This window comes from Thermoleptolyngbya sichuanensis A183, from assembly GCF_013177315.1.
GTDB classification, from domain to species: domain Bacteria; phylum Cyanobacteriota; class Cyanobacteriia; order Elainellales; family Elainellaceae; genus Thermoleptolyngbya; species Thermoleptolyngbya sichuanensis.
This window is the reverse complement of the sequence record NZ_CP053661.1, coordinates 3,474,113-3,489,908: the sequence shown is the minus strand read 5'-3', so window position 1 is coordinate 3,489,908 and position 15,796 is coordinate 3,474,113. Positions and strand designations below refer to the sequence as shown.

The window sequence follows — 15,796 nt, the reverse complement described above, 5'->3', positions numbered from 1 at the left end:
TGAGCAGTTGCGCGACTCTCCATTTTGTATAAAGCTTCTTGTAGACAGCTTTTTTATAAAGCCTTAAGAATTGTCCCTGAACCTCTTTGCAAAGGGTCTGGACTGATGGATGAGCTTTGTTAAAATTGATACCAAATCAAACCCAGGAGAACCCGCCGCCATGACCCTGCCTACTTCACAAAAGCCCATCGTCATTGCCCCGTCGATTTTATCTGCCGACTTCAGTCGCCTGGGTGATGAAATCAAAGCGGTTGACCAGGCCGGAGCCGACTGGATTCACGTAGACGTGATGGACGGTCGCTTTGTCCCCAACATCACCATCGGCCCGCTGATCGTAGACGCGATTCGTCCCTACACCCAAAAGCCGCTGGACGTGCATCTGATGATTGTGGAGCCAGAAAAATACGTGGCAGATTTCGCCAAAGCCGGAGCCGACATTATCTCCGTCCACGCCGAACACAATGCCTCTCCCCACCTGCACCGCACCCTCTGCCAGATTAAGGAACTGGGCAAGCAGGCCGGAGTGGTGCTGAATCCGTCTACGCCGCTGACGCTGATTGAGTATGTGCTGGAGGTGTGCGACCTGGTGCTGATTATGAGCGTCAACCCCGGTTTTGGCGGCCAGAGCTTCATTCCGGCAGTGGTGCCCAAGATCCGCAAGCTGCGCGAAATGTGCGCCGAGCGCGGCCTCGACCCCTGGATCGAAGTCGATGGTGGGCTGAAGGTGAACAACACCTGGCAAGTGCTGGAAGCAGGCGCAAACGCAATCGTGGCCGGGTCTGCGGTCTTCGGCGCGAAGGACTATGCCGAAGCCATCGAAGGCATTCGCCACAGCAAGCGTCCAGAGCCTGCCCTGGCAACGGCTTAGGAGCAGCGGCTTAGGAGCATGGCTGGGGATCACGGCTTAGGATCACGGCTTAGGATCACGGCTTAGGCTTACGAGCGAGGGTTCCGGCAAGGGAAAGCCGGGGCGGGTGATAGGATGAATCCGGATTCCTAAAACCTGACCCCTCCAATGGCTTCTATCCAAAACCAAATTGTTCTGATTACGGGTGCAAGCAGCGGCATTGGTGCGGCTTGTGCCCATTTTTTTGCGGAGGCAGGGGCGCGGCTCATTCTGGTAGCGCGGCGATTGGAGCGGCTAGAGGAGCTAGCAGCCGCGCTCAAGACCCAGTTTGGAACGGAGACGCTGCTGCTGCAACTGGATGTGGGCGATCGCCCCAGGGTCGAGTCTACGCTGAGCGCACTGCCCAAAGACTGGGCGGCGGTCGATATTTTGGTGAACAATGCAGGGCTAAGCCGGGGGCTAGACAAGCTCCACGAAGGCCAGGTGCAAGACTGGGAAGAAATGATCGACACCAACGTGAAGGGGTTGCTCTACGTTACGCGGGCGATTCTCCCTGGGATGGTGCAGCGCGATCGCGGCCATGTGATCAACATCGGCTCCATCGCCGGACACCAGCCCTATCCCGGCGGCAATGTGTATTGTGCCACGAAGGCCGCCGTCAAAAGCCTGACGGAGTGCCTCAAGCTGGATTTATTGGGAACCGCTGTGCGAATTACCTCGATTGATCCGGGCATGGTGGAAACCGAGTTTAGCGAGGTGCGGTTTCATGGAGATGGCGATCGCGCTCGCAAGGTATACCAAGGGCTTACACCGCTAACGGCTGAGGACATTGCCGATGTAGTGCTGTACTGCGCCACGCGCCCCGCCCATGTCAATATCAACGACGTAATTCTCATGCCTGTAGCTCAGGCGAGTACCACAATGGCCCATCGCCGCCCCTAGGAACCTACGCAAAAGAGAAACCCTGCAACCGCAGAACCGAACAAAAGGCTTGGCAGAAACTTTGCAAAAGGGGACTGACTTCTTTTCGGATTGTGTTCGGATGAGTGAAGTGTTTCAGGAAAGAAGAAGTGGGAGTGATTGCTAGAGCAATTTCTAGAGTTCTAGAGCAATTTCTCTAGAGTTCTAGAGCAGTTTCTAGAATAGTCCCTAAGCAATCTTTCCCGAAGCAATCTTTTTGGGAATCTTGGGAATCGCCACTCACCGTTTCTAAACCCAATTAATCTGGGCACAATTAATCTAGTCAATCACAATTAATCTAGTCAATCTAGACTGCCATGAGCGCCCCCATGTCTGATATCTCTAGATGGCTCGTGCCTGAGTAGAGCATCTTGTAGTGGTCAAGCACCATCAACGCTTCTTTCTCAGAGCTAAACCGCAACTTGATTTTGTAAAGAAACGGCAGATCTCGTGCGCTGTCAACAGGCGCAGGTTCCCAGATTTTCAGCAACCAGTCCGTTCCGGTATGAGTAATCGTGTATTTCATAAATCAACAAAGAACACGCAGCGTCTCAGAGCCGCGACCTGTAAAAGAATAAAAGACCAGTTTCTAAAGAGACCCGTTTCTACATCAGTTCAGCAATTTGTGATTCAGCAACTTGTGATCATCATCTATGAGCAGCAATTCTCGAACCGGTGAACTGTAGATGCGGTTTTGATCTCCTTGCCACCTTCTGCTTGCTACCTTTTGGCCGAAGACTAGTCTGGACGAAAACCAGACAGAAGGATGGAATTCCTAAAATCCTCCCTACAAAAGGAGTTTCCTCTATCAGGAAAAAGTAGTAAAAATCAACCGTAGAGGCTTGGGTTGAGAGCAAATTGTGCGATCGCCCGTCGATACAGGGGGCTTGTGGCGATCGCTCCGCAAGGCAACATCTACAGGCTACTCAAAATCTCCTCTGCGTCCTGGCAAACTTATGCCCTTGATCAGCAGATAGGACAGTTAAGATTCTGTCCACTTAGAGTTTTATGCCTACAGAATATTGTCAATTCTAGGCCATCTAGCCAGGATTACAAGTATTCCTGCGCCTGCTTCACGAAAACAAGCGCCTACTTAAAATCCTGCTGAACTAAATGCCGAAAATCGGCGCTTAAAGCGCCTATTCAGGCCTAAACGATATCTGAACTAAACTGGCACCCTGGCAAAGCGAAGCACCCCAGCTTTCAAGTCTCCGAAGCAAACGTCGAACCGTAACAGAAGCCGAGCGATGATGCCGAAGAAAACCCGTGCTAGAGCTACCTGGGTAGAGGGCCAGGAAGGTCAGGATTGGGAAGGTGAATGGTTAAAGGGCAGATGCTACGAGCCAGAAGCCAGCCAGCGGGCGGCATCTTTTGCGTGGTAAGTCAGAATCAAGTCTGCCCCAGCACGCTTAAAACTCGTGAGCGTTTCCAAAACGACGCGCTGCTCGTCAATCCAGCCATTGAGAGCGGCTGCCTTGATCATAGCGTACTCGCCTGAAACGTTATACGCCGCGACAGGCAGGTTGGATGCCTGCTTGACCTGCCAGATGATGTCCATATAGGACAGCGCAGGTTTGACCATCAACATGTCTGCCCCTTCGGCAATGTCTAGCTCAATTTCCTTCAGGGCTTCGCGGCGATTGCCAGGGTCCATCTGATAGGTGCGGCGATCGCCAAATTGCGGAGATGACTCGGCCGCATCGCGGAACGGGCCGTAATACGCCGACGCATACTTCGCCGCGTAGGACAGAATCGGAATATCTTGAAACCCGCCTTCGTCTAGCCCCTCGCGGATCGCCTTGACAAAGCCATCCATCATCCCCGACGGCGCGATGATATCCGCTCCTGCCTTTGCCTGCGAGACGGCGGTTTTCTTGAGTAGCTCCAGTGTTGGGTCGTTCAGCACGCGCCCCGTCAGGTCGCCCACCTCCAGATAGCCGCAATGCCCGTGGGAGGTGTATTCACACAGGCAGGTATCGACAATCACAATCAGGTCGGGCACGGCTTCCTTCACCGCCGTTGCCGCCAGTTGCACAATGCCGTGATCGTGCCACGCCCCCGTCGCGTCGGTGTCCTTGTCGGCGGGAATGCCAAACAGAATGATGGCAGGAATGCCCAAGTCGTAGACTTCTTTTGCTTCCTCTACGATTTTGTCGATCGACAGTTGGTACACCCCCGGCATCGACCGCACCTCGGTCGCCATTCCCTCCCCCGGCACCGCAAACAGCGGATAGATCAGGTCGCTGGTGTTCAGCACCGTTTCGCTGACCATGCGGCGCAACTGGGGATGACTGCGGAGACGACGAGGACGCTGAATGGGAAACATAGTTCTTAAAAAAGACCTGTGTATGAAGGATGAAGCTGGAGATAGGGTGCATCCCACTTTTGTACCCCTCACCCTAAATCCCTCTCCCAAAGCGGGAGAGGGACTTCCAATCCGGCTCCCCTTCTCCCGCTTTGGGAGAAGGGGCTGGGGGATGAGGGCAAACTTGCAGAACTGGGGTGCGCCCTGAATATAAGACTAGAAGCAAGCACAGCCAGAAGCCAAGTGCCAAGAAGCCAAGTGCCAAGAAGCCAAGTGCCATGCATTCATCAAGTCTACGGCGTGGGTTGGCCCCCCGGCTCAATGCAAACGTTACAAACTGTAAAAGCTTGCGGTGGCGGAAGTTGAGGATTGTTGCTCTGCAATGCAGGCGCGAGGGGGCTTGGAACTGCGAGAGTTTCGAGTTCTGATATCAATTCTCCTGAGCGACGCTACAGGTGAAACTGCGGAAAGCCCCGCAGCCCCTTGGCTGGCAAGCCAAATCGCAAATCCGAAATCGAGAATCGGTCCCTCCTGAACCCCGGAGCTTCCACGTCTTCTCTCCACATCTTCACAGAAACTTGCCTGTAAAGATTTCAAATCATTTGTAAAAGAGTTCGAGAAGCTGAGCGTCTGCGCCTGGCCGCTGACCCTACTCAACTTCTTCAATGAAAGTCGTTGCTGGATTGATAAACCATGACACAAGTTCAGGCAAGATTTCCACGGTGGGCGATCGCCCTGCTGGCAGCAGCTACAAGCTGCTCATACACGCCGCTTGCAGTTTCTGGTACAGCCAATCTCACTGACGCTGCACCGTCAGCAGAATCCTCCCATCCTACTTTGCTCAGCCGTGCGACGACTCAATCGCGAGTTTTGTGGCGCGGCAACTTTGGACAAGGCTGGGAACAGCGCTGGGGTGTGCAGACGCGCGGCGGCTTTGGCCCGCAAAATCGACAGATCGCAAGCGAACGGGGCGGTACTCATCCCCTGTTCCTGCGCGTCCGCTATCCCCAGGGTTCAATCAGCCCCGGAGCCGTGAGCCGATATAACGTGCCCTTGGGCGGCAGCCAGTTCTTCGCTCGCTTGCCCATTGGCCCCCAGGAAGCAGTGCGGCTCAGCTATGCTGTGCGGTTTTCCAGCAATTTCAGCTTTGTGCGCGGCGGCAAGCTGCCCGGACTCTATGGCGGCAGAGGCAATACGGGTGGCAGCATTCCCAATGGCACCGATGGGTTCTCAACCCGATTTATGTGGCGGCAGAATGGCGCAGGGGAAGTCTATGCCTATTTGCCAACCAGCCGGGGCTATGGCACCTCGATTGGGCGGGGCAACTGGCGCTTTAGCACGGGCGTTTGGCATCGCATCGATCAGGAAGTGACGCTAAATACGCCTGGTCAGGCGAATGGCCGCATCCGTGTCTGGTTCAACGGCCGTCAGGTTTTAGACAAGCAGGGTGTGACATTCCGCACCGTGCCAGAGCTTCAGATCGACGGCATCCTGTTTTCTACCTTCTTTGGCGGAGAAGACCCCTCCTGGGCAACGCCGCGCTCGGTTCATGCTGATTTTGCGGATTTTGTCGTCTACTCAGTTCTTTAGGCGCACCCGATTCAGCTCATGGGTCAGCTTACCTAATCGGCTGATTTAGCTGATTTAGCGACCTGGCTTTCCTGCCGGAGATATTCAAACACGCTCTTGTCGCCGATATCCGGCGGGATTGCCTGGACACACTTTCGCACCGCAAAGATTAGCATCAAGATCGCCCAGACCAATAGCAGCTTGCTCTCGATGCCCGGTGACAATACCCCCGCTAGGTGACCCAGCAGCAGCAGCGGCACCAGGGGCGTGAGCAGTTTCGTTTCCAGACGGTTAAAGCAAAACGCTTCTTTGAAGAAAATGCCCGTCAGCGCAGCAAAAGTAAACCCCACGCCCAGAAGGGTCTGCGGGTGCAGATAGACTGACTGCACGAATGGCTCTGGATACAGGTGGGCAACGGCGATCGCCGCGATCGCCCCCACCAGCCAAAACGCCTGGAGCGCCCGATGCAGCGGCTTCATATAAATGTGAATCAGCAGCAGACTCGCGCCCAGCGCCAGCGAAAACAGCGTATATAGCGGACTCAGCCACCGCAGCACCGTCGGGTCGTCGCCGCGCCCCAGCACCAGCCCCGTGCCCACATCAAAACACAGCGCCGCCACCATCAGCGCCGCCCGATATAGGACGACCCCCAGGCGATCGCCCTTCGTAATCGTGAACTCACCAAACTGTCCCTGATAAACCTCCGGCTCAGCAAGGGTGTGGGTCATGGCTATACCTCGCTCCATAATGCGAATGCGATGGGCTATGCAAACCTACCCCACAATAATCCTACCCCACAATAATATTCCCTGCGCCCAGCGACGGTCGATTGCTCAGCGTGCCAATCAACACCTGACGCTGGCTGCCCGTGCCGTCGGGGTCAAAGAATAGGCGACCCGTAGCGGCATCGTAAATGAAGCGATCGCTCTGGCGACGAGCACTTGTCCCCCGGATAAACTGGGCAGCATCAATTCGTCCGGCCGATAGCCCCGTCCCCCGCACCAGAATCCGATCTTGACGCAGATTGAAGTCCGTTACGATGCTGCGACCCAGCCCCCTGCCCACGCCAAACACAAACGTATCTCGTCCCTGTCCGCCTGTCAGGATGTTCCGGCCACGCCCACCATCCAGCAGGTCGTTACCTTCCTCTCCCAGCAGGGTATCCGCACCGGCTAGCCCCACCAGCGTATCGTTCCCCGCGCCGCCTCGCAGCAGATTTCTCAGCGCGTTACCCGTGATGCGGTTGTTCTGGGTGTTGCCCGTGCCAGTTCTGGCGTTATCAATCAGCACCAAATTCTCAACGTGATCCGGCAGCGTATAGTTCACGGCGGCTTGTACCGTATCGTTGCCTTCGTTGGGGCGTTCAATAATCGTGTCCGCTGGACTCCTGACAATGTAGACATCATTGCCCGGTCCGCCAATGAGCGTATCGTTACCCGTGCCGCCATCCAGCGTGTCGTTGCCAAGGCCGCCCACCAGATAATCATCAAAATTATCTGCGCCAATCATCAGCGCATTGCCCCGGAACCCGCTCAGATCAAAGACTTCAAACTCGGTGACCAGCGTCCCCGGAGAAACGTCAGGAAGCTGGCTATTGAAGTTGCCGACATTGACGGTGATTGTGCCCGTACCATCCGTCAGCACAAAGGTATCCACCCCTGGCCCACCGCGAATCACGTCCTGCTGCCGCAAGTTCGCCAGTGTAGACCGGACGATATCGTTTCCGGCTCGGCCCGAAAGCAGGTCAGTGTTCGGCGTGGTCACCAGCACATCGTCCCCATCTGTGCCATCAACCTGCCGCAGCCCCACAAAATTCAGCGTGGTGCGGGCAATGGGGCTAAAGGTTTGCCCGTCGGAGGCAGCGGCAAAAATTGTCCGAGTCGATGTGTTTGGAACAGCCGCCGAGTTTTCGTAGGTGACGGTGCGTAAAACTTGCTGATAGACCGAGGCAGGAGCGCTGCCCCAGATCGTGAGTACGCCCGTGGGATCATAGTTGGTTCGCAGGTTAGTGCCGCTGACATCGGCGATCAGGCGCTCGCTGGCTCCATTTATTGGATTGGTCAGGTTGACCACGAGCTGGGTCAGGTTAGTGGGGCTGGTTTTGGTAATGGTGGCGTTTGGCGCGGCAACTTTGATCGACGCAACCGTCGGCGCACCAATGCTGAAGTCGATTCCCGCAGCCGTGCCATTTAGGTCAACCACGATTGAGGCTGAAACATTGGGTGGCGTTTCATCCACATCCAGCACGCTGATGATAAATACTTTTTCAAAGCTGCCGCCGCTGGGGTCGGTGGTGCGGACGCGGATGCTGTAGGAGCGTTTTGTTTCAAAGTCGGGCGAAGACCGAATGCGGAGGCGATCGCCCTCAATCAGAAACGCAGCGTTGTCTGTACTGCCTGCGCCGCTGACCAGCGTATAGGTAAACCCGCTGGAATGATCCGGATCGGAACTGTCGAACTGGCCGATGATTGTGTTCGCCGGAACGTTTTCTAGAACGCTGAGGCTGCTGAGGGCAATGTCTGTCGGCGGCTGATTAACAACGGGTGGAAGTTCGGGCAGATCGTTGATGGTAATCGTAAAGACTTGCTCGAAGAAGAGGTTGCCGCTGTCAGTCGTGCGAACCCGAATCGTATAGCTGTTCTTGGTTTCAAAGTCGGGGGAAACGTTCAGCCGGAGTTGATTGCCGACAATCGTAAAGCTGGCGTTGTCGGTGTCGCCTGTCCCTGCGACAAGCGTGTAAGTATGCGTATCGCCCGTGTCTGGGTCGGTGGTTGTGAATGTGCCGACGGTGGTTCCGACCGGGACGTTTTCATCGACATTGGTTGGCGTGAGGGCGATCGCCGTGGGTGCTTCATTGACGGGTGGCGGCGGCCCTTCTGGCAGATCGTTGATGGTGATGGTGAACGACTGCTCGAAGAAGAGGTTGCCGCTGTCAGTCGTGCGAACCCGAATCGTATAGCTGTTCTTGGTTTCAAAGTCGGGGGAAACGTTCAGCCGGAGTTGGTTGCCGACAATCGTAAAGCTGGCGTTGTCGGTGTCGCCTGTCCCTGCGACAAGCGTGTAAGTATGCGTATCGCCTGTGTCTGGGTCGGTGGTTGTGAATGTGCCGACGGTGGTTCCGACCGGGACGTTTTCATCGACATTGGTTGGCGTGAGGGCGATCGCCGTGGGTGCTTCATTGACGGGTGGCGGCCCTTCTGGCAGATCGTTGATGGTGATGGTGAACGACTGCTCGAAGAAGAGGTTGCCGCTGTCAGTCGTGCGAACCCGAATCGTATAGCTGTTCTTGGTTTCAAAGTCGGGGGAAACGTTCAGCCGGAGTTGATTGCCGACAATCGTAAAGCTGGCGTTGTCGGTGTCGCCTGTCCCTGCGACAAGCGTGTAAGTATGCGTATCGCCTGTGTCTGGGTCGGTGGTCGTGAACGTACCGACGGTGGTTCCGACCGGGACGTTTTCATCGACATTGGTTGGCGTGAGGGCGATCGCCGTTGGGGTCTGGTTGGGCGGCGTTTCGTCGATGTCGTTGATGGTGATGATGAACGACTGCTCGAAGAAGAGGTTGCCGCTGTCAGTCGTGCGAACCCGAATCGTATAGCTGTTCTTGGTTTCAAAGTCGGGGGAAACGTTCAGCCGGAGTTGGTTGCCGACAATCGTAAAGCTGGCGTTGTCGGTGTCGCCTGTGCCGGAAACGAGCGTGTAGGTGTGGGTGTCGCCCGTGTCTGGGTCGGTGGTTGTGAATGTACCGACGGTGGTTCCGACCGGGACGTTTTCATCGACATTGGTTGGCGTGAGGGCGATCGCCGTTGGGGTCTGGTTGGGCGGCGTTTCGTCGATGTCGTTGATGGTGATGATGAACGACTGCTCGAAGAAGAGGTTGCCGCTGTCAGTCGTGCGAACCCGAATCGTATAGCTGTTCTTGGTTTCAAAGTCGGGGGAAACGTTCAGCCGGAGTTGGTTGCCGACAATCGTAAAGCTGGCGTTGTCGGTGTCGCCTGTGCCGGAAACGAGCGTGTAGGTGTGGGTGTCGCCCGTGTCTGGGTCGGTGGTTGTGAATGTGCCGACGGTGGTTCCGACTGGGACGTTTTCATCGACGTTGGTTGGCGTGAGGGCGATCGCCGTTGGGGTCTGGTTGGGCGGCGTTTCGTCGATGTCGTTGATGGTGATGATGAACGACTGCTCGAAGAAGAGGTTGCCGCTGTCAGTCGTGCGAACCCGAATCGTATAGCTGTTCTTGGTTTCAAAGTCGGGGGAAACGTTCAGCCGGAGTTGGTTGCCGACAATCGTGAAGCTGGCGTTGTCGGTGTCGCCTGTGCCGGAAACGAGCGTGTAGGTGTGGGTGTCGCCCGTGTCTGGGTCGGTGGTTGTGAATGTGCCGACGGTGGTTCCGACTGGGACGTTTTCATCGACGTTGGTTGGCGTGAGGGCGATCGCCGTTGGGGCCTGGTTGGGCGGCGTTTCGTCGATGTCGTTGATGGTGATGGTGAACGACTGCTCGAAGAAGAGGTTGCCGCTGTCAGTCGTGCGAACCCGAATCGTGTAGCTATCTTTCGTTTCAAAGTCGGGGGAAACGTTCAGCCGGAGTTGGTTGCCGACAATCGTAAAGCTGGCGTTGTCGGTGTCGCCTGTCCCTGCGACAAGCGTGTAAGTATGCGTATCGCCTGTGTCTGGGTCGGTGGTTGTGAATGTGCCGACGGTGGTTCCGACCGGGACGTTTTCATCGACGTTGGTTGGCGTGAGGGCGATCGCCGTGGGTGCTTGGTTGGGCGGCGTTTCGTCGATGTCGTTGATGGTAATCGTAAAGACTTGCTCGAAGAAGAGGTTGCCGCTGTCGGTGGTGCGAACCCGAATCGTGTAGCTGTTCTTGGTTTCAAAGTCGGGGGAAACGTTCAGCCGGAGTTGGTTGCCGACAATCGTAAAGCTGGCGTTGTCGGTGTCGCCTGTGCCGGAAACGAGCGTGTAGGTGTGGGTGTCAACAAAATCGGGATCAATGGTTGTGAAGATGCCAACTTCTGTGCCAATGGGCACGTTTTCATCCACAGACTGCGGATCGAGATTAATGGCAGTGGGCGCTTCATTGACGTTCGTAACCGCCACCACCACTTCTTTGTCATAGCTCAATCCGTTTGGATCGGTTGCCCGAATTTTGATGGTGTAGCTGTTCTTTGTCTCAAAATCTGCCGCCGCCCGCAGCACCAAAATCGGCCCGCCAGACCCAGTTTGGATTTCAAAACTGTTGTTGTCCGGGAAATTGACTGAATCGATCAGTTGGAAATTGGTGACGATATCTCCATCCGGGTCGATGGCGGAGAGATTCCCAATGACGGTATCCAGCGGGGAGTTTTCTGGAAAACTAGCAGGCGTTAGCAGGATATCGGTCGGCGCGGTGCTGGTCGGCGGCGAAAACCGCTGTCCATAGACACCGGTGCCGTTAGCGTCGGGCCCCGTCCAAACGACGACAAAATTGCCGCTGGGAGCAACACCAACGGCAGGGAAGCGCTGATCGCCTGGGGTGGTGGTGTTGACCAGAAACTCGTCACCCAGGGGAGTGCCCGTTCTGCTGAAGCGCCGCGCCACAATGCCCGTGGTCGTCACAGTTTCAGAAGGCTGGCTAAAGCTTTGCCAGGTGACGACAAAGTTGCCGTCGCTATCCATTGCCACCGTGGAATAACGCTGCTCGCCCGTGGTGAACTGGTTGACAAGGATTTCGCCCGTCAGCGGGTCGCCGTTGCTGTCAAACAGGCGAGCGTACACGCCCCAGCTAGAGCCGTCCTGGTTTTCGCTCGACCAGGTAATGACAAAGCTGCCATCAGGGGCGATCGCCACATGGGAATTTTGCTGATTGCTGGCAGTGGTGGTATTGACGGGGAATTCCGGGCCGACTCGTGCGCCCGTGCTGCTGAACCTTTGGGCGTATACGCCATAGCCGTCGCCATCCTGCAAAACGCTCGACCAAGTGACGACAAAGCTGCCGTCGGGGGCGATCGCCACGTTAGAAAAACGTTGGTTCCGATCTGTTGTGGTGTTGACCTGGACATCGTTGGTGCTGGCGGGCCCCATCGGCGGATTAATTGGCTGTGCCACACCTGCGCTGTTGAATCGCCGGACGAAAACTCCAGTGCCGTCCCCATCGCCCACATCGCTAGTCCAGGTAACCACGAACTCGCCCGTGGGAGCCATCGCCACGCTGACCTCGGTCTGTTCGCCCAGGACGTTAGTGTGAATCTGGGTTTCGCCACCGATGCGGTTGCCATCTTTGTCAAAGCGCTGAGCATAAACGCCTGAATCACCCGTTACCGGGTCTTGGATGCTTTCCCACACCACGATAAAGTTGCCGTCGGCATCCGCTGCAACGCTGGCAAGTCGCTGGATATTAGCTGTTGTCGTATTGATGCGGGCATCTGTGCTGACTAGGGAACTGGAGTCCGCATCGAACAAACTCTGCGCCACACCCGCACTATCGAACCGTCTGGCGTAAATTCCAGTGTTTGAGCCACCGCCGTCTGGCCCCGTCCACACCACCACAAACCCGCCGCTGCCGTCTACTGCGATCGCCCTCGTCGAGAATGCCTCAGCGGTGAGTAGCGACGTACTCTGACTGCCTGTTGTAATCGTGTTGATGGGAAACTCGGAGCCGACGAAGTTTACAGATGACATGGCAGGTTGCTCGCAATGGGCTGGGTAGACGACCGACTGAGGCTAAATCGAACGCGGCGCTTGGGTTTGGGCGCAGCAGCAAACCGCTGAATTGAGGAAGATCCGCACACATCGTACCCAAATTGGGCTATTTTCCCATCAGGAAGCGATCGCCCTTTCTCCGTATTTTCCGGTCTATTTTTGCGATTTTGCGATCGCCCTCCTACGCTGGCTGGCGGTACAGGAAGAGGCTGAGACGTTCGATTCTCAATCGCTAATGCCCCTCAAGCATCAGTTCTTCAAACGGTATTAGGACTTACGCAGTTGGACAATTTCTCGCGGGCTGCGCCTGCGAGAAATTGTCCAAAATCCAGAAAGCTTATCGCAAGTGCGTAGGTACTAGGTATGATCAAAGTTACAGCAAGGCTTTGTAAATTCAGCTTTGTAAGTTTAGCTTCGTAAATTTAGCGCAGGTTAGCGTAAGTCAGCGCAGTTTGCTGTTAAAGAATCGGTCAAATGAAGGATCGGTCACGCCTGGATCTGAGATATTCAGAAATATTCAGAGGATTTTAGTTCGTGGATTCACCCGATAGCCCAAAGGCTCCTTCCCCCGACGAATCCCCTCACGAAATTGTGGTGATTGGCAGCGGCATCGGCGGGCTGACGGCGGCGGCGCTGCTGGCGCGATATGGGCGGCGGGTGCTGGTGTGCGAAAGTCACGCGATTCCGGGTGGCGCGGCCCACAGCTTTTCGCAGCGCGGTTTTCATTTTGATTCAGGCCCCTCCTTCTATTGCGGACTGAGTGACGGGCGATCGCTCAATCCGCTCAAGCAAGTGCTGGATGTGCTGGGTGAATCAGTTGCCGCTGTGCCCTACGATCCGCTGGGCCACTACCACTTTCCAGAGGGCACGTTTCCGGTCTATTGCCAGGGCGATCGCTACCGGGCTGCCGTGGCCGACATCACGCCCCAGGGTGCGCGGGAACTGGCCCAGCTAGAACAGCGGTTTCTCCAGATTTACGACGGACTACGCGACATCCCCACCCTGGCGCTGCGGGCAGACTGGCAACTGGTGCCGTTTTTGCTCAGCCGCTATCCCTGGGCGCTGCTCAAGCTGCTGCCCCAAGTGCGATCGCTCCAGTCCTCGGCGGGCGACCTGCTGGATGAAACCGTGCGCGATCCGTGGGTGCGGCGGCTGGTAGACCTGGAATGCTTCTTGCTGTCGGGGCTGCCTGCGGCGGGCACGGTCGCGCCAGAGATGGCGTTTATGTTTGGCGAACGCACAAATTCTGTGGTGGACTATCCGCTGGGCGGCAGTGGAGCGATCGTGCAAGCCCTCGTGCGCGGGCTGGAGAAATGGGGCGGCACGCTGCGGCTGAATGCCCATGTGGAGCAAATTTTGGTAGAAAACGGGCAGGCGGTGGGTGTGCGGCTGCGGTCGGGTGAGGCGATCGCAGCGAAGACTGTCATTTCCAACGCCACCCTCTGGGACACCTACACGCACCTGCTCAAGCCCGATGATTTGCCTGCGGACCATCGTCAGAGCGCTCTGGAAACCCCCGCTGTAGACAGCTTTATGCACCTGCACCTGGGCATCCGCGCCGACGGGCTAGAGGGACTCACTGGGCATCATGTCGTGGTGCAAGATCCGGTCGAGCGCTACGACCTGGCAGCGCCGGGCCACACCTGCATGATCTCGATTCCCTCGGTGTGGGATGCCAGCCTCGCGCCGTCAGGTCATCACGTCGTCCATGCCTACACGCTGGAACCCTACGACGGCTGGCAGCGCGATGAAACCTACGAAGCCCGCAAGCGAGAACGGGCAGAGCCGCTTTATCGGGCGCTGGAGCGGGTCATTCCCGATGTGCGCGATCGCCTCGTGCTAGAGCGCATTGGCACACCGCTCACCCACGCCCGCTACCTGCGCCGCCATCGGGGTACCTATGGCCCGGCGATCGCCGCCCATCAGGGCCTGTTTCCTAGCACCCACACGCCCATTCGCGGCCTCTACCGCGTCGGCGACAGCACCCTGCCAGGGATCGGGGTTCCGGCGGTCGCTGCGTCGGGGATTCTCTGTGCCAATACGCTGGTAGCGCCTGCCGCTACAGCAGCACTGCTTAGGGAACTGGCCTGATTCCATCATTTGGCTACAGAGAGCAAACGCCAGTTGGCAAAGCGCTTTCGTCAGAAAGTGCAAGAGAAATTGCAAACTCAGCCCGCCGTCTGCAATCGAGGCTCTTTCCCCTCTTCCAGGGCGCGAAAAAAGGCGGTAGGATTACAGGCTTTTTTTCGGTTTTCTCTTGATTTTTAAAATTTTGTGCTTAGAATGAATGCTATCCGCTTCCAGCCCGCTGTATTTATTGAAAACATTTCTAGGACTTACGCAGTTGGACGATTTCTCGCGGGCTGCGCCCGCGAGAAATCGTCCGAAACCTAGAAAATTTCATCGCAGGTGCGTAAGTCCTAATTTCTTGGGAAGTTTCCTAAGAATCGGTTTACTCTAAAGGCAGGGGCAACTGTTAAAGATTCAGGAACGAAAGTTAATTGAGGGCATCAACTTAGGGGCGGATTGATGTTCTAGTACAGTTCTTAAGGTTTATTCGGAAAATACGGTCTTAGAATGATCGAGAATCTGGCAGGCTGATATCCAAAGTCATACCTTATCTTTAAGAGAGCTGAGTTTTGAAGCAGGGTTTTGACTGTTTTGACCGTAGTTAATTGCCATCTTTGGAACTGTTTTTGTATTTCTGTTTTTGTATTTTGCAATGCTCTAGCCCCCATGCTCTAGCTCCCGTCTGAAGTTAGTGCTTTTCGGTCTAGCGTCTCTCTGTGAAAGTCTTTCGAGGCAAGGCTTTGGCTTAGCCTCGCGACCATCTTGAAATTGGAAAAGGTTCCGCAGACTCAGGTGTTTACTTTGCTTGAGTCATATTTCTAGTGTTTTGTTGAATTTGGATCTCCATATCTATGACAGGTGCAGAGTGGATCTTTATTGGGTTTGCATTTGCGTGTTCATTCTTGTTCAACAAGCCTGCTGAGAAGAAAAAGGAAAAAACTAAGGAAGAAGAGTTTGCTGATCTAATTAAGCACTTCATGACCGAGGGAATTCCTGTAAAGATCAAGGGCGCATCCGAATGTGAAAAAGCCGAAAAACCGTCCTGAAATTCGGTTCAGGAAATCTGACTGATCGGCCGGTTGATTGTCCGAAAAATATGAATGGATGGTTTCTCGATAAACGCGAGAATTCTAATTGCTTGACGACCTTTTTCTGTGGGGACGATCGCCCAAAAATAACCATCCTCTGTTTGGGTTTTGAGTTATTTTCGAGTTGATTTCGAGTTGATGGAATACTCAATTTGCCCCGTTCATTCGCGCCTTTTAGCAGCGTGTGTTGAAGGTGGATTTGGGGCGATCGCCCCCACCCCAAATACCCAAGCTAAATCCCCATTCCTCATTGGCGTATCGGCATTGGCGTATCGGCATCGG

10 protein-coding genes are annotated in these 15,796 nt (G+C 55.6%); 6 read left to right on the top strand and 4 right to left on the bottom strand.

Annotated features, from left to right (window positions below; translation table 11 throughout):
- Positions 1-160: 160 nt before the first annotated feature.
- Positions 161-868, top strand: a complete 708-nt coding sequence (gene rpe, locus HPC62_RS14540) for a ribulose-phosphate 3-epimerase (RefSeq protein WP_172358967.1) — start codon at positions 161-163, stop codon at positions 866-868.
- Positions 869-1,015: 147 nt separating this feature from the next.
- Positions 1,016-1,789 carry an SDR family oxidoreductase gene (locus HPC62_RS14535; RefSeq protein WP_172356808.1) on the top strand — a complete coding sequence of 258 codons (774 nt, stop codon included), beginning with the start codon at positions 1,016-1,018 and terminating at the stop codon, positions 1,787-1,789.
- 325 nt (positions 1,790-2,114) lie between these two features.
- Here HPC62_RS14535 and HPC62_RS14530 read toward each other — a convergent pair whose 3' ends face one another.
- Entirely contained in the window at positions 2,115-2,333 is a 219-nt protein-coding gene (locus HPC62_RS14530; RefSeq protein WP_172356806.1) for a hypothetical protein, read from the bottom strand.
- An 810-nt stretch (positions 2,334-3,143) separates the two neighbouring features.
- The gene (hemB, locus tag HPC62_RS14525) at positions 3,144-4,133 is read right to left on the bottom strand and encodes a porphobilinogen synthase (RefSeq protein WP_172356804.1); all 990 of its coding nucleotides are present in this window, start codon (positions 4,131-4,133) and stop codon (positions 3,144-3,146) included.
- A 672-nt stretch (positions 4,134-4,805) separates the two neighbouring features.
- On the opposite strand from hemB, the gene HPC62_RS14520 reads away from it, so the two are divergent.
- Positions 4,806-5,702: a polysaccharide lyase gene (locus tag HPC62_RS14520; RefSeq protein ID WP_172356802.1), complete on the top strand. Its 897-nt coding sequence runs from the start codon at positions 4,806-4,808 to the stop codon at positions 5,700-5,702.
- Positions 5,703-5,734: 32 nt separating this feature from the next.
- Here HPC62_RS14520 and HPC62_RS14515 read toward each other — a convergent pair whose 3' ends face one another.
- Entirely contained in the window at positions 5,735-6,409 is a 675-nt protein-coding gene (locus tag HPC62_RS14515; protein WP_172356800.1) for a DUF2301 domain-containing membrane protein, read from the bottom strand.
- A gap of 61 nt (positions 6,410-6,470) precedes the next feature.
- Entirely contained in the window at positions 6,471-12,335 is a 5,865-nt protein-coding gene (locus tag HPC62_RS14510; RefSeq protein ID WP_172356798.1) for a cadherin domain-containing protein, read from the bottom strand.
- Between the two features lie 91 nt (positions 12,336-12,426).
- Between HPC62_RS14510 and HPC62_RS14505 the strand changes: the two genes are divergently transcribed.
- The 3 genes from HPC62_RS14505 to HPC62_RS14495 all read left to right on the top strand — a co-directional run bounded on the left by HPC62_RS14505 (position 12,427) and on the right by HPC62_RS14495 (position 15,472).
- The gene (locus HPC62_RS14505; protein ID WP_172356797.1) at positions 12,427-12,627 is read left to right on the top strand and encodes a hypothetical protein; all 201 of its coding nucleotides are present in this window, start codon (positions 12,427-12,429) and stop codon (positions 12,625-12,627) included.
- Positions 12,628-12,890: 263 nt separating this feature from the next.
- Entirely contained in the window at positions 12,891-14,447 is a 1,557-nt protein-coding gene (locus HPC62_RS14500; RefSeq protein ID WP_172356796.1) for a phytoene desaturase family protein, read from the top strand.
- Positions 14,448-15,277: 830 nt separating this feature from the next.
- A complete protein-coding gene (locus HPC62_RS14495) occupies positions 15,278-15,472 on the top strand; it encodes a hypothetical protein (protein WP_172356795.1) in 195 nt (64 codons plus the stop codon).
- Positions 15,473-15,796: the final 324 nt, after the last annotated feature.